Annotated in this window: 16 protein-coding genes; 8 read left to right on the forward strand and 8 right to left on the reverse strand. The window is 41.6% G+C overall.

From position 1 onward, the window contains the following. Positions 1-19 precede the first annotated feature (19 nt). Positions 20-2,104 (reverse strand): 7TM diverse intracellular signaling domain-containing protein, encoded by a 2,085-nt coding sequence (locus AB3N61_RS13890; protein ID WP_367897865.1) that lies wholly within the window; start codon positions 2,102-2,104, stop codon positions 20-22. 66 nt (positions 2,105-2,170) lie between these two features. On the opposite strand from AB3N61_RS13890, the gene AB3N61_RS13895 reads away from it, so the two are divergent. Further along, on the forward strand, positions 2,171-2,620 hold the full coding sequence (locus AB3N61_RS13895) for an SRPBCC family protein (protein WP_367897866.1): 450 nt from the start codon (positions 2,171-2,173) through the stop codon (positions 2,618-2,620). A 7-nt stretch (positions 2,621-2,627) separates the two neighbouring features. Here AB3N61_RS13895 and AB3N61_RS13900 read toward each other — a convergent pair whose 3' ends face one another. From AB3N61_RS13900 to AB3N61_RS13910, 3 genes are read right to left on the reverse strand one after another with little or no spacing between them, the layout of a single operon-like run. Continuing rightward, positions 2,628-3,452 carry an SDR family NAD(P)-dependent oxidoreductase gene (locus AB3N61_RS13900; protein WP_020770446.1) on the reverse strand — a complete coding sequence of 275 codons (825 nt, stop codon included), beginning with the start codon at positions 3,450-3,452 and terminating at the stop codon, positions 2,628-2,630. A 2-nt stretch (positions 3,453-3,454) separates the two neighbouring features. Then, on the reverse strand, positions 3,455-5,287 hold the full coding sequence (locus AB3N61_RS13905) for an alpha/beta hydrolase (RefSeq protein WP_367897867.1): 1,833 nt from the start codon (positions 5,285-5,287) through the stop codon (positions 3,455-3,457). A gap of 9 nt (positions 5,288-5,296) precedes the next feature. Next, positions 5,297-7,024, reverse strand: coding sequence for a GMC oxidoreductase (locus tag AB3N61_RS13910; RefSeq protein WP_367897868.1), 1,728 nt, complete (start codon positions 7,022-7,024; stop codon positions 5,297-5,299). 104 nt (positions 7,025-7,128) lie between these two features. On the opposite strand from AB3N61_RS13910, the gene AB3N61_RS13915 reads away from it, so the two are divergent. Next, positions 7,129-8,673: a metallophosphoesterase gene (locus tag AB3N61_RS13915; RefSeq protein WP_020770310.1), complete on the forward strand. Its 1,545-nt coding sequence runs from the start codon at positions 7,129-7,131 to the stop codon at positions 8,671-8,673. Between the two features lies 1 nt (position 8,674). Here the strand turns inward: AB3N61_RS13915 and AB3N61_RS13920 are convergent, their stop codons facing one another. Continuing rightward, entirely contained in the window at positions 8,675-9,514 is an 840-nt protein-coding gene (locus tag AB3N61_RS13920) for a sterol desaturase family protein (RefSeq protein ID WP_367897869.1), read from the reverse strand. A gap of 98 nt (positions 9,515-9,612) precedes the next feature. Here AB3N61_RS13920 and AB3N61_RS13925 point away from each other — a divergent pair, with 98 nt between their 5' ends. The 6 genes from AB3N61_RS13925 (at position 9,613) to AB3N61_RS13950 (ending at position 15,361) form a co-directional block, all read left to right on the forward strand. Then, the gene (locus AB3N61_RS13925; RefSeq protein WP_020770473.1) at positions 9,613-10,233 is read left to right on the forward strand and encodes an adenylate/guanylate cyclase domain-containing protein; all 621 of its coding nucleotides are present in this window, start codon (positions 9,613-9,615) and stop codon (positions 10,231-10,233) included. A gap of 227 nt (positions 10,234-10,460) precedes the next feature. After that, positions 10,461-12,050 (forward strand): 7TM diverse intracellular signaling domain-containing protein, encoded by a 1,590-nt coding sequence (locus tag AB3N61_RS13930; protein WP_367897870.1) that lies wholly within the window; start codon positions 10,461-10,463, stop codon positions 12,048-12,050. Positions 12,051-12,171: 121 nt separating this feature from the next. After that, positions 12,172-13,266 carry a DUF1566 domain-containing protein gene (locus AB3N61_RS13935; RefSeq protein WP_367897871.1) on the forward strand — a complete coding sequence of 365 codons (1,095 nt, stop codon included), beginning with the start codon at positions 12,172-12,174 and terminating at the stop codon, positions 13,264-13,266. Positions 13,267-13,510: 244 nt separating this feature from the next. Next, the gene (locus tag AB3N61_RS13940; protein ID WP_367897872.1) at positions 13,511-14,635 is read left to right on the forward strand and encodes a DUF1566 domain-containing protein; all 1,125 of its coding nucleotides are present in this window, start codon (positions 13,511-13,513) and stop codon (positions 14,633-14,635) included. A 64-nt stretch (positions 14,636-14,699) separates the two neighbouring features. After that, positions 14,700-15,014, forward strand: coding sequence for a hypothetical protein (locus tag AB3N61_RS13945; protein ID WP_020770298.1), 315 nt, complete (start codon positions 14,700-14,702; stop codon positions 15,012-15,014). Continuing rightward, positions 15,011-15,361: a hypothetical protein gene (locus AB3N61_RS13950; RefSeq protein WP_367897873.1), complete on the forward strand. Its 351-nt coding sequence runs from the start codon at positions 15,011-15,013 to the stop codon at positions 15,359-15,361. The genes AB3N61_RS13945 and AB3N61_RS13950 overlap by 4 nt, the downstream gene beginning before the upstream one ends. A 122-nt stretch (positions 15,362-15,483) precedes the next feature. Here AB3N61_RS13950 and rpsG read toward each other — a convergent pair whose 3' ends face one another. The 3 genes from rpsG to rpoC form a co-directional block, all read right to left on the reverse strand. Beyond that, positions 15,484-15,957, reverse strand: coding sequence for a 30S ribosomal protein S7 (rpsG, locus tag AB3N61_RS13955; protein ID WP_020770512.1), 474 nt, complete (start codon positions 15,955-15,957; stop codon positions 15,484-15,486). Between the two features lie 14 nt (positions 15,958-15,971). After that, positions 15,972-16,346, reverse strand: a complete 375-nt coding sequence (gene rpsL / locus AB3N61_RS13960; RefSeq protein ID WP_036090070.1) for a 30S ribosomal protein S12 — start codon at positions 16,344-16,346, stop codon at positions 15,972-15,974. A 75-nt stretch (positions 16,347-16,421) separates the two neighbouring features. After that, positions 16,422-20,627 carry a DNA-directed RNA polymerase subunit beta' gene (gene rpoC, locus AB3N61_RS13965; protein WP_020770297.1) on the reverse strand — a complete coding sequence of 1,402 codons (4,206 nt, stop codon included), beginning with the start codon at positions 20,625-20,627 and terminating at the stop codon, positions 16,422-16,424. Positions 20,628-20,637 lie beyond the last annotated feature (10 nt).

The raw sequence follows: 20,637 nt of genomic DNA on the forward strand, positions 1-20,637 counted from the left end.
GATGTCGGTTCGGAGCCGGTTATTCTTCGACTTCTTCCAATTTCCGATCGTGAGTAACCGGATATAAACGTTTTAAGTAAAGTTGAGTGGCCTTGTCATCCGGGAAGATCGAGATTACGTTCTCAAACTGTTGTTTTGCTTCTTCGAATGAGTTGGAATAAAATGCCTTTACACCCTTTTCGTACGATTCTTTGGTCTTTAATTTCAGATCCTGGTGTTGAGGTTCGTCTCCGTCGAACACTTCATAAACGGAAACAGGCCTTTGTTTACCCTTTACTTTAACTCTATCCAAAAAGCGGAAATGGAATTTGCCGTCTTTTTTTACTTCTTCTATCGTACTTTCACTGACAGCAATTCTGGAACCGTATACTTTAGTAAGACTTTCTATCCTAGAGGCAAGATTGACCGTGTCGGAAATTACCGTACCTTCCAACCTTTCTTCCGCGCCTATTGTTCCTAACATTAAGGAGCCTGAATGAATACCGACACCTATCTGGATAGGAATATAACCTTGGCGATGTCTATGTTCATTATATTCCTTTAGGTATCTCTGCATTTCCACACCGGCGGAAACGGCATCTATTACGTTTCTTTGAAATAAGGCCATGATCGCATCGCCGATAAATTTATCTATAAATCCGTTATGTCTTTGGATGATAGGACTCATCCTACTTAAATAAGAATTAATAAAATTAAAATTTTCTGCCGGAGTCATTTGTTCGGACAAAGTGGTAAAAGAACGGATATCGCTGAATAGAACAGCCATCTCTTTCTGGATCTGATCCCCAAGTCTTACATCCAAAATGGAGTCTTTTCCTAAATTGGCTAAAAAGTCTTTCGGAACGAATCTAGCGTAAGACTCAGTGAGTATCTTTTGCATTTCCAAAGTCCTTGCCTGGGCTTCTTCCTTTTCCTTTTTCATAATATTGATACGGTCCGCCAAAGCGATGGAAAGAAGAATAACCTCCATAGTAGAACCCAGATACAATCCGTATTCGGTCAAGAAGGTAGAACCCAAAACATTGATAAAACGAAGGACCACTACCGTTCCTGAAATGGTAAGAACAGTGAAAGCCAAAAGAAAATAACGTGCCGGACGGAACTTTTTCAAGAAGCTGATCACGGTAGCGGTAGGAATAAAGATCAGAACCGGAAGGGTCAGGACCAACGCTAATTTTACCGTAATCTCCGGAGGTAAAACCAAAGGAGTCAGAACGATCAATCCATGGGCGACAATCAGGGCCTTCATGGATTTATCCAACCATTTCGGAACATTTTCCTTTGTATTCAAAAACCTTTTTGTAAATAGGAGAACGGAGGCCATACAGATCCCCGTAAATACTACGTAAAAATTCCTTTGTAAAAACGGAAATGTTGGCCATAGGTATTGGAAACCATGCCCCGTGAGCACCATCTGTATCCCTAAAAAACCGAGGATATAACATACGTAGTAAAAATAACTTACATCTCTTACGGAGAAAAAGATAAAAATATTATAGAGGATCATTACGATCATCACTCCATAATATAAACCTAAACCATGCTGCACATCGGCGTTGTATTGCGAGAAGGTCTCCTTATCCCAAAGTGTAAGAGGAATATTCAAACCTCCGCTGGTCCATGTCATCAAATAATAAGTTTTTTGTTGCCCGGGTTGTAGATCGATCTGATAAACGAAATTGCGATTTTTGAAACTTCTGGCAGAAAAAGGAAAAAGCATCCCGCTTTCTTCTTTAGAATAAGTTCCATCCAGATTAGGTTTATAAAATTGTACTATATCAATATTACTGTAATTTATCTCGATCAATTTGGAAACGGATTCAGGAGTATCGTTTTCAAAACTTAATCGAAACCAGTAATTATAATTCAATTGGCCGAAATCCAAAGAATCCTTATCGGATTTGATAAATTTTGATCCCACATCGGGCTTGGTAATATCTTCGAAAGTTAATTTCCTTTCCGGGTCTTCCAGATAATAAACTGCCTTACCCAAAGGTAGTCGTTCAATATCTTTGCTAACGCGTATTTTATCATCTGCTGATAAAGAAGAACCCACCAATAACGCGGTGAAAACGATATAGAGAATAAAACTTTTACAATTCATAATTTACCAAATTTTAAACATTTATTAGATGGACATTTTTCAGATAGAACATCAGATATGTGACGAATGAATCCTCAAACAATCGTCACCTCGATAGAAATCCAGGCATCCCCTGAAAAAATTTGGAGCATTTTTACCGATTTCCCTAAATTTCCTTCCTGGAATCCTTTCTTAAAAAGGATCCTCGGCAAACCAGTGAAAGGCGGAACGATTATTGTTTTCGATTATTATTTTACGGGAGTGTATCTACCAACCAAAGCGTTGATATACGAACTCACCGACTCTAAATCCATATCCTGGAAAGGAGCCTTTCCTCTCTTTTTCAAATATATGTTTGCCGGAGATCATCGATTCACTTTCGAAAAGATAACTCCCGGCCGCACCAAATTCAGTCATACTGCGATCTTAACCGGGATCATGCCTTCTTTATTTAGTTCGCATATCCAAACCGCAGTACGTAATTCACATATAAAAATGAATCAAAAATTAAAAGAGTTAAGCGAAGATAATTTCTGATTCGCTATCAGTCAAAAACTCCTTTTCTTTTCCATGATTCGAAATTTCGGATTCCTTTTTTAGCCATGATCGGATAGATCAAAGACAATAAGGAAGGGAATAATAACGCAACTCTAGCCAGTAGCCCTTGAGAATAAGGAATGTAGATCTCTGCCTTATCCGTTTGGATTGCCTTCCAAATTCCTTTTGCAACAGCCGAAGGTGGTAAAGGCGGGTTTATATAAGCCATCGGAGAACTATCCCTAGATGCCATATATTTGGTCATTGGAGATTGTATTGTGCCGGGAAGAATGGAACTAACTCGTATTCCGATCTCTTTCCATTCTAGATACAAACTTAAAGCAAAACCTCTAAGCGCAAATTTGGTCGCACTATAAATAGAATGATGAGGCGCGGGAACTATTCCAGCTAAAGAAGATAGGATTACTAACTTACCTTTCGACTTTTTAAGATGAGGCAACCCTAATTTAGTCAATCGAATTGTGCCTATGATATTGATCTCTATCTGTTCGTCTATTTCGTCTTGGGTAAGATTTTCGAATTTAGAAGGTCTCATGATCCCCGCATTATTCACAAGCACGTCGATCTTTCCGAATTGTTTTACACATTCTTTGATCGCCTTTTCCGAATCCGCTGCCTTAGAAATATCACAAGCGAAAACAATATGATCTTTTCCTAATGTTTCTGCAAACTTCTTCAGTTCGGAAGATTGTTTCTGCAAATCCGTCAAAAAAAGAAGGTACCCTTTTTCGGAAAGAAGGGCCGCGGTTTCCCTGCCGATCCCCCCTGCTGCTCCCGTTAGAAAAACGACTGGCCGGTTTCCCTTCGACATACTTACCCTTTTTTCACTCCGTTGGAATTCTTACGTAGGAACTCCACTATTCTAGGGAATACGTCCGTATCGCTCTTTTTCCCCATCAAAGTGTCTTGATGGCCATAACCCTCGGCGATAAACAGTTCGTTTTTATTTCCCGGATTCAAACGATTTAATGTTTCATAAGCTATAATATTAGAATCTTTGAATACTTTGTTCTGGTCGCCGGTCATGAATAATACAGGCGTTTTGACCTCGGAAGCCTTATCCAGATAATTATTCGGCAAAGAATCGTATCGAATATCAGTAGGCCTGTATTTGATCATGGACTTACGACCCACAGCCTTTCTGATATGCCGATAATAGTTCATAGAAGTCGCTCCGAATAGATCCCCTACCCTTCTATGAGTGATATCCGGAAGATTTGCGTGTTCATAACAGGCAGGCCAGCCGGTTCCCCACATCAGACTCAGCATATGACAAGCAGGCTCGTCGCATTCGTGATGAAAAAGGCTCACGAATCTGGACAATAGTTTTCCTGAAGCCAAGCCGGGAAGATAATACCAACGAGGATTCACATTCGGAAATCTGAAAATAGACTCCATCAAAAAAGGAGAGAATGCCAATTTGATCTTAGACCAAGTCGGTACATTAGGTGTCAGAGACACACTATTCGAGACGACGCTAGTGACTCCGTCTATTTTTCCTCCGAACAAACTCATGAAAAATGAAATGGAACCCACACAATGTACAACAAAATGGATCCTTTTCCCCTCACCAACCGCGTCTTTAACTACTTTTAAAGCCGCCGGTACATCATATAGAGCGATATCATCTAGAGTATATCTATGAGGAAAAAGATTATAATTAAAACGTAAACTTCCCCTCCAGTCGAAACTCCAAACATCGGTAAATCCGTTTTCATGCAGATATGTCACCAAATTTTTATGTTCGGGCATAACGAACATATCCGTAGAAGTAGTGAGTCCGTGCATCAGCACTACGACGTCCTTACTTTCTTTCTTCTGAAAACGAACTAAATTGAGAGCGATCTTATCCTCGGTAGTGAATGGATGAAAAGTGATTTTGGAATTTTTGACTCCTTCCAGGGTAAATACCGGAATATCTCTTTCTCTCCATAACTCCGGTTCCGCTTTTCTGAACTGGGCCCCGTAAATTTCCCATAAATTTCCTAAAAATAACTCACCGAATCTGAACAGAGCGTCTTTTCTCTCGGAAAAAGTACGACCATTGGATTTGAAAGTAGTCATCTGCTTAATAAAATCTTTTTCTAATATATGCAGGATACCTTTCGCCAAAACCTTTGCTTTAGGTTCCGCTTTTTCATCCACGTATCCATCAAACACCGTGGTATAAAGTGTAGAAGTGTCTCTCCAGATATTCAAGATACCGTCGTCTACTACCTTCTTAAATCCGTTTAAAGTTATTTTTTTCCCGGCTTTGTTCTTTAAGAACAAACGGTATTTCATATGTTTTTCGTTAGCCGAAGGTTTTCCGTAATCCACGAAACAATTGAAAACCCCTTTTTCCACTTCGAATCTTCCGCCTAGAGGCTGACATTCCACCCAACCGATGGCTTCACCGGTTTCGTCCGGATCATACACAAAAAACTGAGTATCGTTCACTCGGATCGTTAAGTGAAACATCAGATAATTGCCTGCCTTTTTCCCGGCAGCATAATCTTCTTGATAATTAAAAGATCCCGGCATGGAAACGAAACCTTTCATTTCCTCCGTGAATTCCAAACTTACCGGATGAGAATTGACTCCTGTTTTGCCGGGCTTAGATTTGCCGGCGCTTTTTTTTGATTTTTTTTTAGTCGCTGTAGCCAATCGAATATCCTACCTTAAATTTGCATTCGGCTTCTTGCCTGTAATTCCTTCGGCCACCATTTCCGAAAGAGCGGAGATGGTCATAGAAGGGTTGGCGCCAACTGCGGTTGGCAATAAACTTCCATCCGCAACATATAAACCTTCGTATCCGAAAACCTTACCGAAAGTTTTCGGCTCCGAAGAACAGACTCCCGTGCCGGCAGATGACCCTATGATACAACCGCCAAGCGGATGAACGGTAACGTTATTACGGACCGGCCAGGAATAAGTCGGCATAGGGAATCTGGTCTTTGCATCCGTAAATTTAGCGAACCTCTTGTTCACATCCATTATAGAGTTATAAAGTGTTATGTTCTCCTTCTGAGGCCAATGGATCTGCAAATTTCCCTTTTTATCCAAATACATCTTTCCATCGGAAGTATCTATACCCATACAAAGAAGTACCGCAGATGTGTAGGAAAGATCTCCTTTTAAAGCTTCGCTCATCAGAAATCCCACTCTACCGAAAATTTTCCCGTTTATGATACTCTTGAAAAGTTCCCCTATAAAATGAAGAATATACTTCAATTTGAATATAATAGGAATAGCACCCGAGACGAAATAGGAAGCAAATACCGGATAACTTGCATCTTCCAATAAGAACGCTTTTTTGGGATCGAAACCTGAGAATAAATTATAATCCGTATACTGAGTAATAACCGGACCGTAATTCGGATCAGCCGGCTTCTTTCCCTTAGCCGCAAAAGAAAGGAAATCCCCATTCCCTGAGAATTGAGTCCCTAATTTGTCCGAGATCTTAGGCAAGGTCTTAAACTTTGTTTTACATTTTAGTAGAAGTTCCGTAGACCCTAAAGTTCCCGCAGAAACCACGATACGTTTTGTATCCGCAAAAGACTCGATGGTGTTTCCATTCTGTAGATTTAGATAATGAACTCTATAACCATGCTCACCCGATTGGGAAGGGTCTTCCTCCCCTCTGCTATTCAAAGGAACAATCTTAGTAGCAAGGTGTTCCGTCTTGATCTCTGCCTTGTTGGAGTTCCTAGCTACAAAAAGATAATTCAGATCCAAAGTGTTTTTAGAATGGGTATTACATCCTACATCACATTCTGCGCAGTATGTACAGGAAGTTTGGATCGCTCCGAAACGGTTTTTTTCCTGGACCCCTATTGGAGTCGGTTTTTTAAAATCGTTACCGAAGAATACGTTAATGTCCGCTCTTTTGGAAATCCTGGATTCTTGCTTTGCAAAATGTTCGTATAATTCCGTACGGACTACTTTACGCCTATCTTCTCCATTGTCCGGGATTGGTCTGGAACCTAAGACATCTTTTACTATTTTATAATAAGGTTTTAAATGTTTCTTTTTAACAGTTTCCGGCCAGCGATGATCAAAAATATGATCGGGAGGCTCCAAAAACACGTTCGCATAGATCAAGGAACCTCCTCCTAAACCTGCGGAAAGAACTACATCTAGTTTTGGATAATTACGAATATCGAATAATCCGGTTTGCCTGCCTGCTCTTTTGAACTTGGAAGATCTAGGTATAGGACCTTCTTCCGGGATGTTCCAGAAGTTTTTGGACATTCCTTCCGGAGACCTAGGAAAAGACCCTTTAGGATATTCTTTCCCTCGTTCGAGTACTAAAACTTTGCCTGGCCATTTTTTAGACAAACGACAGGCATTGATCGAACCGCCGAATCCGGTTCCGATTATTATAGCCTCGTAAAATTTCAAGTAGGCCTCCTAACGTCGAAAAATCTACTTATTTGCCGCATTTACCCAAAAATAGCAATAATTAATTGATTTTATTAACGTTTTTTGAATGATTCACATCCTAAATGCCTAATAGTAAAATTAAATACATCGTCATCTCCGACATTCATCTGGGAGCATATAACAGTTTACTTACATACATTGAAGAGTTCCCTGACCCCGTAAAAGATTCGGATAAATTCAAAGTAAATCCGCAGAAAACTTCTCCGGCGCTTGCAGAACTCATAAACTGTTTAAAACATATCGTTCATTCGGTTAACGGTTCCGCTAAACCTCCACAATTCATTTTATTAGGCGACGTTCTTGAATTAGCATTAGGCGATATCAACGAAGCCTCTATGACCTTCGAAAGATTTTTAGAGGTCGCATATAAGGAAACAAAGCGCCATTTTTCGGAGAGTATTCTCTATATTCCGGGAAACCATGATCACCATCTTTGGGAAACTGCGAGAGAAAAGCAGTACATGGAATATATTGCAAATTTAAAGCCGAATCAGTATATCAATCAGACTTGGCACACCACAAAGATGGTAAATCCGGACTTCATCCAATCTGATCTACTTACGGGAATTTTAAGAAGAAATAAAAAGTTAAAAAAAGCCGAAGCGGTGATCGCTTATCCGAATTTAGAGATCCCTGCTAAAAACGGAAAACGTTCCGTATTCTTAACTCACGGACATTTTTTGGAAAACATCTATTCTTTGATGAGTACAATGCAGAGGATCTTGCTCCCGGATATTGATGAGGATCCCGAAGCGCCAAAACGTAGCCGTTCCGTCTGGAGCAAAATGAACGACTATAACCCATTTAAAAGGGCTAAAGAAATCACCTCTCCAAAATCCATTTACGTTCTTGAACGGGAAAATTTTGCATGGATCGACTTCTTCTGGTCTACATTAGGAAGATCCGGAAAAGTGGGAACCGGGATCGGATTGATTTACGATATGCTTCAGGATGCTAAAGCAGTAGGTAAATTAGCGCAAAACGTATCGGCATATCTATTAAGAAATTTGAATCTTCCTTTTTTACTTCGAATATTAGGGATCAAATGGCTTCTATACAAAGGTTTTTCTTACATTCTTACCAAGGTCGTTGTAAAGGTAGGGCAGGCAGAAAGAGGGATGTCCAATTCCGTACTAAGCGAAGAAGTAATCCACAACATGGACTCTTACCTTGGAGACACTCTTCCAGCGCAATGGAAAGCGGAGACTAAAAAAAGTAAAAGAGAATTCCCAAAAGATTATACGTTCATTTTCGGTCATACACATAAACCGTTCGCCGTGGAAACCCAGGACTTAGGGTTAACAATTTCAGGCAAAGAAGTTTTCAATACGGGAGGTTGGGTGGTAGATACCGTCCAACCGATGTCCTCTCACGGAGGAGCGGTACTTTTCATAGACGAAGACGCCAATGTTGCCTCTTTTAAAGTATATACGGAAGGAGAAATAAAGCCGAGCTTCTTAGTCCCGGACGGAAAGATCAATCCGATGTACCAAACATTAGTGAAAAATGTGGATCTCCGAAATAAAAAATTCGCGGCCTTATCGAAATCACTGGAAGAAGAAATACGCCTTAGACGAAGATTCCTAAAAGTCAGAATCAAAGAATAAATTAAGATTTTTGCAAGTAGGTGGAGGGGGTAACGGAGATCTCCTCCTTTTTATCCGGACCTACACTATTCTCGAAAATTTCGGAATAATCCTTAAAATTTGTCCCTAAGATCCTGTCCCAGAAATTAAAATAGAGACTGTAATTCCCATGGAACTTCTGGTGATGAAGATTATGGTGGGTAGATGTGTTGATCCATTTCAAGATCGGATGTGTCGTCCATCCTTTAGGAAAGAATTCATACCCTAGGTGCCACCATATATTCATGATCATAGCATAAAAAGTGTGGATTAGAAAAACGTAAAAATGAAGAGGTAGAATACAAAGAGCGGGAACTACATACACACCTTCAAGAAAAGCCTCTACCCAATGAAAATTATAAGCTGCCATGGGGGAAGGATTCACCGATCTATGATGGATAGAATGGACGTAAGGATAAATTTTTCGATGATGCATGATCCGATGAGCCCAATAAAACCATGTCTCATGCCAGATCGTGAGTAAAATAAAACTGAATATAGCGTAAGGTAATCCGTACTCTGCGAAATCCTTATACGTTTTGAGATGAAGGATCTTTAATTTTCCGAGGATATAGACCGAAACAGCGATAGCACTGAACATGATCAAAGTGATCGCAGACTGCTTTAGTTCGAAAATGATCCTTTCTTTATTTGGAAAATCTTTTTGGATCCTGAACTTCTGAAAAAAGTCCTTTTTCCAAACCCAGAAGACCAGAAATGCAAGACCGGCGATAGGATAATAGCGCAGGAAATTCATTTTTAATTGGTGAAGAGCAAAACCGGATACACAGTATTCCCAACTTAGTTCACAAACGAATCTCATTCCAACCTTCCCTCTTAAGAATAACCGATTTTAAAGATTTAGTCTTTCAAAAAATAAGTCGACGAATCCGGTACAAAACGTTCCACTAATCGATTCTAATGGCATTCAAAAGAAGTATATTCGCAAGCGCATCCGAAGACAGATTGGAAAACCTAGTTTTAGAAAGATTAAAACCCGGCGCCGATAAGGAAAAAATTGATGCCCGGATCTGGGATCTATTCGGAGAAGTTTGGTGTATCATGTTTACCGACCTTTCCGGATTTTCCAGAGGTGTTGAAAAATTCGGAATCATTCATTTTCTGCAAACCATACACGAGTCCGAAAGGGTTTTAGTGCCTATCATAGAGGATCATGATGGGATACTTCTAAAATCGGAAGGGGATAGCTTTTTAGTCATCTTCAGGAACGTAGCCAAGGGACTTCAGGCGGCAATCCGAATGCAAAAGGAATTATTAGAATACAACAAAGACAAGATCCCAGAAGAGAAAATACTACTTTGTGTCGGACTCGGTTACGGAAAGGTTTTGAAAATTGGAGATTCGGACGTTTTCGGTTCCGAAGTTAATACCGCTAGCAAACTAGGGGAGGATACAGCGGAAGCAGGAGAGATACTCGTCACACAAACCGTTTTTGATAATGCACAGGATACAGGTTTAAAATTCGAGCCGATCAAAGACGTACCTGCCGGAACGCAGGGAGCGTATAGAGTACTGTATTAAAGGTAATCGCAGCTTGTAACATACCCCTGACAAAGTGTTTTGTGTCTAATAGTAGAAAAAAATCTAACGTTTAGATCGCAATTTTTCACATCTCAGGGTCCGGAAAAATCTTGAATTGTTCTTTAGAGCAGACGAAAACAATCCATTGTTTGACGATCGTTCTCTTGGGAGGCCAAATTTAGAATAATTAATGTCCATTTCCTATCTTTGAGGAGTATATATTCAATATGCGCCCTTTTTTGCTCGTTATCATATCGATCCTGATGATAAGTTTTACTTTCTGTAAATCTTCCGAGAATAATATAAATGAAAATTTAATTTTAGATGATTCGAAAAACTCATTCGGAATTCTACCGACCGCCAAATATTTGATTTTTGTTCCTCCCCAATCCCCCGACAACGCAGCAAACTTCCTCGGTAGATCGAAATCGAATCAAATCCATGCGAAACAAATCAGTCTCGGGACCGGGCCTGAGGAAGCCTGGATTGAAATCAAAATATACAATCAGTCCAAACAGGAAGAATGGATCTTCGTATCCGAATACCCTTGGTTAGATAGAATAGATCTTTTCGACGCAAGTAAAGGTAATCCGGTCAAGCTCGGGTCCATCGGATGGAAGGAGAATGATTCTCCTAGACAGATCAAGGACCGAATCCATGCAATGAAAGTCAGTATACCGACGGGTAAAGAATATAAATTACTTGTGAGAATCGAATCCTGGGCGGATAAGTTCCTTTCCTTTCATTTGGATACCGAAAAAGGTTTCCTGGAACGAGATAAATTTCCGTTCACTCTATTTCCTGCCTATTTACAGATTGCCTCCTTAATCCTCCTCGTATGCGGAGTATATTGGTACCGAACCAAAAACAAATTGGTATTATTCTACTCAACACTTGTAGTTTGTATAACCCTTTATTCAGCATTTACGGAAGGATACGCGCAATATTTTTTACCTAAAAACGAATATAATAGTAAACTTATGTTCTCATTTGCCTTCCTTTATATAATTCTGTTGCTGCATTTTATCCGTAAATTTTTGAATTTAAGCGAAAAACTTCCGTTAGGCGAAAATATTTCCAAAGTTTTGTTAGTATTTAATTGTATCCCTTTAATCTGCGTTTGGATTCCGGAATTCCCTGCTTTTCCTTTGGAAAATGGCGGGAAAATAAATTTAATGTCCACTACTCTGCTGATTATTGGATCGGGTTTATTTCTTCTCAGGAAAGGATTTCGCCCGGCGTTGTTTTCTACTTCCGGTATAATTATTTCCGCGCTTTGTATTAATATCTTCGAACTTTCCGGAATGTACGGGATCCCGGCAAATGATTTTACACGAAATGCTCCCTATATCGGTTATATTTCGGAATACATTCTGTTCTTCCTAGGGATCACAAAGATCGCTGCAGAAAGTAAAAAGAGCAAACGTTCTTTTACCAATGTTCGAGATACGGGAAGACTAAAGGGAATTGATATACAAGAAATCAGCGATAAACTATCGGAGTTAATGGTGAAGGAAAGGATCTTTTGTGACGAAGATCTCGGATTAGAACGGCTTTCTTCCATGGTCGGCTTATCTAGGCACCAACTTTCGGAATTTTTGAATTCCATTTATGAGCAGAATTTTTACACATATATCACGGGAATACGCATCCAAGAAGCAAGTAAAGTTCTATTGGAGGAACCGGATCGAAGTATCATTTCCATTTCGGATAGTTTAGGTTTTTCCTCCCGCTCGACCTTGTACAAGGAATTTAAAAAGAAATTCGGTATAACTCCGGACGAGTTCAGAAAAAGAAACCTATCGAAACTTTCTTAAACCAAATTCAATCGGGGAATTTGTGTTTCTCCGGGTCCATACGGACAGAGGATAACACACTAAATCTGAATTCTATGATAAAATATTGTCTCAAAGTATAAAGAGGAAGCATTCTATAAATATGAAACAATGTAATTTGAAATATTCAGCAAAAAAACCAATTCTATTCTTACTTTTCATCCATCTCTTATCCTACTGCGTTCCCAGCGTTAATGAACCATCTCCCGCGATCTTATTGGCGTTAGTGAGTCCAACTTTTACGGTAAACACCTCCTTCCAACTTCCGGACTCCAATCAAACGACTTGTTATGATGCTGCCGGAGGAACCAGATCTTGTACTGGAAGCGGTGAAGATGGATCGTATTTAAACACACCGGCTCCTTATAATCTTACGATAACGGATGCTGGAGAAACGATTACGGAAACCAGCTCAGGCCTTATTTGGACAAGATGTATCGCAGGACGAGTTTGGGACGGAAGTACCTGCGTGGGTGGTTCCAATCTGACACTACAATGGCCTTCTGCGATGGCATACTGTACTCAGCTTACAACAGCTAATCGTCGTTGGAGACTTCCATCCACAAGAGAAGCCAACTTACTTCCGGATTATAATCTTACAAGTCTCCCGTTACTCTCTACTGTTTTCTTTCCGACAGCCCCGACGATTCAGTTCTGGACTAGCACACCCGGCGTAAATGCCGACAATTATTATGCGTACTCGACGAACGGCAGCACAAGCATTCTTGCAGAAACGACAACTTTAGGTGTACGCTGCGTTTCGGATCCGATCCCTCCTTCTCCTGACTTTACAGACCAGGGAGATGGCACAGTGGTAGAATCCGGATCGGGACTGATCATCAAAAAATGTGCGATCGGACAAACCGACGATGCATCTTGTACCGGTACCCCGACTGCCTTAACATGGCAACAAGCAATCGATGCATGTGAAGGATTGAATTTTGCAAGTAGAACAAACTGGCGTTTACCTTCTGTTCGAGAAGGATACCATCTTATTGATGCCACTTGGGCGGCCGGTTTCTCTCAAAATCTACCAATCGGTATATTCCCGAATGGATTCCTTTCGAGCAATTTTTGGACAGGTACATCCGTCGGACAAGCAGGACAAACTTCAAACGCATATTATATCAGTGTCTCGAATATAACGACTGCGGATAAAGGGACTACAATACGCGCACGATGTGTAGCTAACCCTTAACAATATGAAGTTTGATCGAAAAAAAACGATTATCTTACGTTTAGGGAAGCAACTACAAACTCGCATAAACATACGTTCGTTTATTAAAAAGACGTAGGATAATCGAAATTTTCGATATGTATAAAAAAACTGTCCATAGCGATCCATACGGACAGAAGCTTCGATACGAAACCTAAATAGATGCTTGCGAGTTCTCTTTTTTCCTATATTCGAGAATGGTAAAATATACATTTTGGAAATACGTATGTGCGAAACTGAAAACCAAACATATAGATTGAGAAACTTTTATAGAAAATCTCTCTATATGTCTTTAATCTTCACAACATTAGCAGGATTTTTTCATTGTAGTAAGGACCCGAACAAAGCGGAATCAGGACTTTTGCTTAGTTTAATGGATTCCGCCTCCGCGGTCCCCACTTCTTCCTCTTTTCAGTTACCAGATACGAACCAATCGATCTGTTACGATACCTCCGGGACCGTACGCTCTTGTGCTGGGACCGGAGAGGATGGAGAATATATAGATACACCGGCCCCTTACAATCTAACCATTACAGATGGCGGAGAAACGGTTACGGAAACTAGCTCCGGACTTGTTTGGACGAGATGTGAGGCCTCACAGGTATGGGACGGGACCAATTGTTTAGGAACAAATTATGCATCCGTAACATGGGAATATGCGAATTCCTTCTGCTCTCAATTAACAATCGCAGGACGATCTTGGAGACTACCTTCCGTTCGAGAAGCGATTCTCATTTTTGATTACAATATTACTTCAGGCCAAACTTTGCCTTCCACCTACTTTCCAAACCTACCGATTGGCGGAGGATCATTTTGGACGGATACTCCAGTTCGTCATTTACAAGGTGAATATGTTTATGCGCAAGATCGAGGAACAATAGACTGGGATGTGAGTATAAGTACTGCCGGGATCCGGTGTGTATCAGGACCTCAGATACCATTTGCCGAATTTGCGGATCTGGGAGATGGAACAATATCGGAGCAATATTCTGGACTTATCATTAAAAAATGCGCCCAGGGCGAATCAGATGATTTAGTTTGTACCGGAACCCCAAACAATATGACTTGGCAGCAAGCATTGGATTCTTGTGAAACATTGGACTTTGCCGGAAAAACGAATTGGCGTGTACCCTCTGTCAAAGAGATCTATTTCCTTATGTCCAGCATACATACTTATGGTCTGCCTGATTCCTTATTTCCTGGAACGGTCGAAAAACAAATCCTTTGGACCTCCACAACGTTTCCTAATATTCCCTCAAATGCCCTTACAACCTCTTCAATCGATGAAGTTCCCTTTACGGCAAAGTCTACTTCCTCTGGAATAAAAGTTCGCTGTGTGGCAGAAAATTAGAATTATCATTAACTTATGGGGAATAGCTCATTAATGTTTCTTCCAAAAAAATCTGAGTAAAATAATGAAAAACAAATACCTTCTAATTGGATTAAATGTACTTCTCAGCCTTTTGATCTTAGGTTGTTCAACTGTCCGATACGGAAAGCTCTCCTACGTAGAAATGAGCCCCACAAAAATAGATCCAGCAAATGGAGCTTTAAAATTCAAGGGGCGTTGTGCGACTATAATCGGTCCGGATAATATGTATTCAGAGATCGGTCAAGTTCTACAGGACGCGAAACTGAAAGGGCTGAAAAATTTTCGAGCGGGAATCTTTCACGAATCTACAGAGGGCCAACTTGTAAGTTGTGTTTCCGTAATAGGCGAAAAAGAATGAAGCAAAGAATCCTAATCTTAATATTTATACTCTTAAGTTATTATGGATGTATTTCAATCCCGTGGGAATCTTCCGGGACTTTTATTGCAGCCGAAGGTTTCAAGGATTACAAAAACCTAAAGGAAGAGCGGGTGGAAGGGAAAAGTTGTACATATTATGGACCTTTTTTTCCAATCTTCGTCTTTGGCAAGGGAACATTACAAGATGCATTTAAAGAAGCGTTACTACTATCCCCTAAAGGAACACAAGGGCTTAGCGATGTAGAAATGTATCATACTGATTACAGTGTCCTGCTGTTCAGTTGGAAATGTGTTACGGTTAATGGCTATCCCGCCCAAAAAAAATAAAAATCTACTCCGCTAAAAATCGGTCGAAAAAGACAAAAATAAAAAAGGGACTCTTTCGGAGTCCCTTCATAAAACCTGTTCGCGGTCTCATGCAACCGCGGACGTTTGTGAATAAAAGATTTTTACCAGCGATAGTGGCTGAATGCTTTGTTCGCATCTGCCATTTTTCGGATATCTTCCTTCTTCTTGATTGCTGCTCCGGTGCCTTTTTGAGCCTCGATAAATTCTGCAGCAAGCTTGTTGGCCATACCTTTTTCGTTTCTTTCTCTGGAATAACGGATCAACCATCTGATCCCAAGAGCTAAACGTCTTTCAGGACGAACTTCGATAGGAACTTGGTAAGTCACACCACCCACACGACGGGATTTTACTTCCACTTGCGGTTTAACGTTTTCTAATGCTTCTTTAAAAGTAACGTAAGGATCGTTTCCGGTCTTTTTTTGGACCAGATCCAGAGCATCATAAAATAAAGATTCTGCTACGGATTTTTTTCCGTCCAACATCAGGCAGTTGATAAACTTCGCGATGTTTGCATCTCCATAAACCGAATCCGGCTGGATCTTGCGTGGTTCTACTTTTCCTCTTCTTCTAGACATTCCTAATAACTCCCTTACGCCTTAGGTTTTTTCGTTCCATATTTAGAACGACCCTTACGACGTTTATCGATACCAAGAGTATCCAAGGTACCACGGATAATATGATAACGAACCCCTGGAAGGTCTTTTACCCTTCCCCCGCGGATCAGAACAACGTTGTGCTCTTGCAGGTTATGTCCCTCACCGGGAATATAAGCGGTCACTTCAATACCGGTTGTTAAACGAACCCTTGCGACTTTTCTTAAAGCCGAGTTCGGTTTTTTCGGAGTGAAGGTAGTCACCTTCGTGCAAACTCCCCGGCGTTGGGGGCTACTTTTTAATGCAGGAGATTTAGACTTGTTAATCTGTTTTTTCCTGCCGTGACGTATAAGTTGGCTAATTGTAGGCATGAGTTTCTTCTTTTTAGCAGGCCGGTGACCTATTTTACCAGTTCTACCGACCCTGCTCTATTGTAAAGCTTTCCTTTAATTCTCGTTGTCTTCCGGAATGGCCATCGGAATTTCTTCCTCTTCCACTTCCAGAGGACGATCTAGATCCCCGTAAGTTTCTTTGAACACCGCGACATCGCGATATTTTCTCATTCCGGTTCCGGCTGGGATCATGTGACCGATAATAACGTTCTCTTTAAGTCCCATCAAGTTATCGGTCTTTCCTTTGATTGCTGCGTCAGTTAACACCTTAGTTGTTTCCTGGAAGGAAGCAGCCGAGAAGAACGACTCAGTATTCAAAGATGCTTTCGTTAAACCTAAAAGAATCGGAACACACTGAGCAGGAGATCCCCCTTCAGCGATCACTCTCTTGTTTTCTTCCAAGAAAGCGAAACGATCCACTTGTTGTTGGTTTACGAAAGATGTGTCTCCGGAATCGGTGATTAAAACCTTACGCATCATCTGGCGAACGACCACTTCGATGTGCTTATCGTTGATATGCACCCCTTGTAATCTGTAAACCTCTTGGACCTCTTGGACCAGATACACTTGGAGTGCGGTTACACCTTTTACTCTCAAGATATCGTGTGGATCCAAGTTTCCATCGTCTAACTGGTCTCCTCGTTTTACGAAGTCCCCGTGACGAACACGTAATTGTTTTCCGATCGGAATGGTTACTTTTACTTTATCCAACTCTTCGTTATCCGGAACGATATAGAGAACTCGTTTTTCTTTTACGATCTCTCCGTTGTCTTCGATCTTTCCGTCTATTTCAGCAAGAGTTGTGGCGTCTTTAGGACGACGAGCTTCGAAAAGTTCGTCTACCCTAGGAAGACCACCGGTAATATCCCGGGTTTTTTCGGCAACAGTTGGGATCTTGAAGAGAATATCTCCTGCTTTCACCTTGTCTCCGTTTTGAATGGAGATGATCGCATCCACAGGAACCAGATATTCTTCCTTGCTTCCGCCGGAAGTTACCACGATCCTTGGGATCAATTTTTCCCTACGTTGCTCGATTACTTTGTAAATAACGTTAGATGTTTTAACGTCCTCGTCCCTACGAACGTTCTTACCGACTTCCAGATCCACCCAAGAGGCGATTCCTTCAATCTCGGTAACGCCGATCTCGTTGAACGGGTCGAATTCTCCTAATGCCTGATTCGCTTCTGTGATCTGTCCGACTTTTACGTTCAGAGTGGTGGAAGTTTTTACAGGAACAACCGCTTCCTCTCCCAGAATTCGGAAGAGACCGTCCGCAATTTTTACCGTTCCCGGAGCATCGGAAGTGACATTCTCTCCGGACGCAAGAGTTGCAACCAACTCTCCTTTATCCACTTTTTGTCCGTTCTCAACCCTTAAGTTGGTTAGGTCGGAGGAATTGAACTGTTGGATCAATCTTTGTACTACGATGGAACCACGACGAGAGAAGATCAAACCTCTATCAGGAGTTTGTAATGTTCTACCGTTAATCGCGTTAACTACCGCGCGGTAACCCACTTTGTGTTCTTTCTCTTGTACTTTTGCGGAAGCGGCACCACCGATGTGGAATGTTCTCATTGTAAGCTGAGTTCCAGGTTGTCCGATGGACTGAGCCGCGATGGTTCCGACCGCTTCTCCGATCTCCGCAGGAGTCAGACGAGCCATATCCATTCCGTAACATTTAATACAAATTCCCCAACGAGCTTCGCAGGTAAGTGGAGAACGAACTTTGATTTTTTCGTAACCAAGGTTCTCCAATTTTTGCCCAACTTCTCTTGTGATCAAAGATCCTTTCGGATAAACCACACTTTCGGTAACTGGGTCGACGATATCCTCGGAAGTGTAACGTCCGAATACACGGTCGCTCAGAGAAACGATAACGTTCTCTCCTTCTTTGACGGTTCCGAGAGTAATACACTCTTCGGTTCCGCAATCTTCTTCCGCTACGATCACGTCTTGTGAAATATCCACTAAACGACGAGTCAGGTAACCTGCGTCAGCGGTTTTTAACGCCGTATCCGCAAGACCTTTACGAGCGCCGTGAGTGGAGATGAAAAATTCAAGAACGCTCAATCCCTCGCGGAAGTTGGAACGGATCGCCAATTCGATGATCTCTCCGGAAGGTTTCGCCATCAGACCACGCATACCTGCCAACTGACGGATCTGTTGTTTAGATCCACGAGCGCCGGAAGCCGCCATGATGAAGACAGGATTGTAGCCGCCTTTATCCTTCTCTAGTTCTTTGAACATGGAGTCCGTGATGAGATCGTTGGTTTTAGTCCAGATCTCGATCACTTTTTTCTTACGTTCTTCGTTAGTGATAATACCTTTACGATATTCTCCGTCGGCTCTTTCTACTTCTTTGTTAGCGTCGCCAACTAAAGTAACTTTACCCGGAGATACTCGGATGTCTTCGATAGAAATAGTCGGACTGAAGATAGTAGCATAACGATATCCTAATTTTTTAATATCGTCCAGCATCAGAACGGTTTGAGCCGGTCCGTATTTCTCGTAAACTTCCGCAATGATCCTGTTCGTCTCTTTATCGGAGAGAGCACGGTTCACATAAGGATATCCTTCCGGAAGGACGGTATTGAAGATCAAACGACCTGCAGTTGTCTCCAGGATCTTTCCTTGGTGAAGAACGGAAATTTTAGTTCTATATTCTATCACTCCTCGGTCGATCGCGTAAGTAACCTCATCCAGGTTCGCGAACGATTTAAGAGGAACTCCCGCTTCGGTTGGAAGTTCGGAAGTTAGATAATAAATTCCGAGTACGATATCCTGAGTAGGTCCGCAGATCGGGTGTCCGTTTGCAGGGTTCAGGATATTGTGAGGAGAAAGCATGAGCATCCATACTTCCAACTGCGCCTTTGGAGTCAGCGGAACGTGGATCGCCATCTGGTCCCCGTCGAAGTCAGCGTTGAACGCGTGACATACAAGAGGGTGAAGTTTGATCGCTTTTCCTTCAACCAACACAGGAAGGAATGCTTGGATCCCTAAACGGTGAAGAGTAGGAGCACGGTTCAACATAACCGGGTGCTCTTTCACTACGGTTTCCAGAACGTCGAAAACTTCTTTTTCTTCCGCTTCTACTTTTTTCTTAGCGGATTTGATGTTAGGAGCCAGGTCCAGATCCACCAAACGTTTCATGATGAAAGGTTTAAATAGCTCGAGAGCCATCTTCTTAGGAAGACCCATCTCGTGGTATTTCAACTCAGGACCGACTACGATAACGGAACGACCGGAATAATCCACACGCTTACCCAGTAGGTTTTGGCGGAAACGTCCCTGCTTTCCTTTTAACATATCGGAAATGGATTTAAGAGGTCTGTTCCCCTTACCTTTTACGGTACGTTTGCGGCGGCTATTATCGAATAACGCGTCAACCGCTTCTTGGAGCATACGTTTTTCGTTACGAACGATGATCTCAGGAGCTTTTAACGCGAGAAGGCGTTTTAGACGGTTGTTTCTGTTGATAACACGACGATATAAATCGTTCAAGTCGGAGGTAGCAAAACGTCCACCTTCTAACTGAACCATTGGACGAAGTTCAGGAGGAATGACCGGAACCACATCCAGAACCATCCACTCAGGACGGTTTCCTGAATCGCGGAAAGCTTCTAATACTTCCAAACGTTTTAGAATTCTTTTATCGGAGATCTTTTCTTTTTCTTGGATCTTTTGGCGGATGATACGAGCTTCCGCGTCAACGTCGATACGAGAAAGAAGTTCTTTGATCGCGTCCGCGCCGATACCTGCAACGAACTTGTCGCCGTATTCGTCTAGGTATGCGTGATATTCTTCCTCATCGATTAATTCGCCGCGATTTCTTCCGGTATCAGCCGGATCGATGATCACATATTTTTCGAAATAAAGAACGCTCTTGAGCTGATTGATGGTCATGTCCAAGAGAAGTCCCATTCTGGAAGGAACGGAACGATAGTACCAGATATGAGAAACAGGAGCAGCAAGCTCGATATGACCCATACGCTCGCGACGAACTTTGGAGTGAGTTACCTCAACACCACATTTGTCGCAAACCACGCCCTTGTAACGGATGGACTTGAATTTTCCGCAGTAACATTCCCAGTCCTTTGTGGTTCCGAAAATTTTCTCACAGAAAAGACCGTCTCTCTCGGGCTTTAAAGTACGGTAGTTGATTGTCTCAGGTTTTTTGACTTCTCCGTAAGACCATTCTTTGATCCTTTCCGGAGACGCTAATCTGATTGTTATTGATTCAAAATCGTTATTGGATCTCATGCTACCTTTC

Source organism: Leptospira sp. WS58.C1 (assembly GCF_040833995.1).
GTDB classification, from domain to species: Bacteria; Spirochaetota; Leptospiria; order Leptospirales; family Leptospiraceae; genus Leptospira_B; species Leptospira_B cinconiae.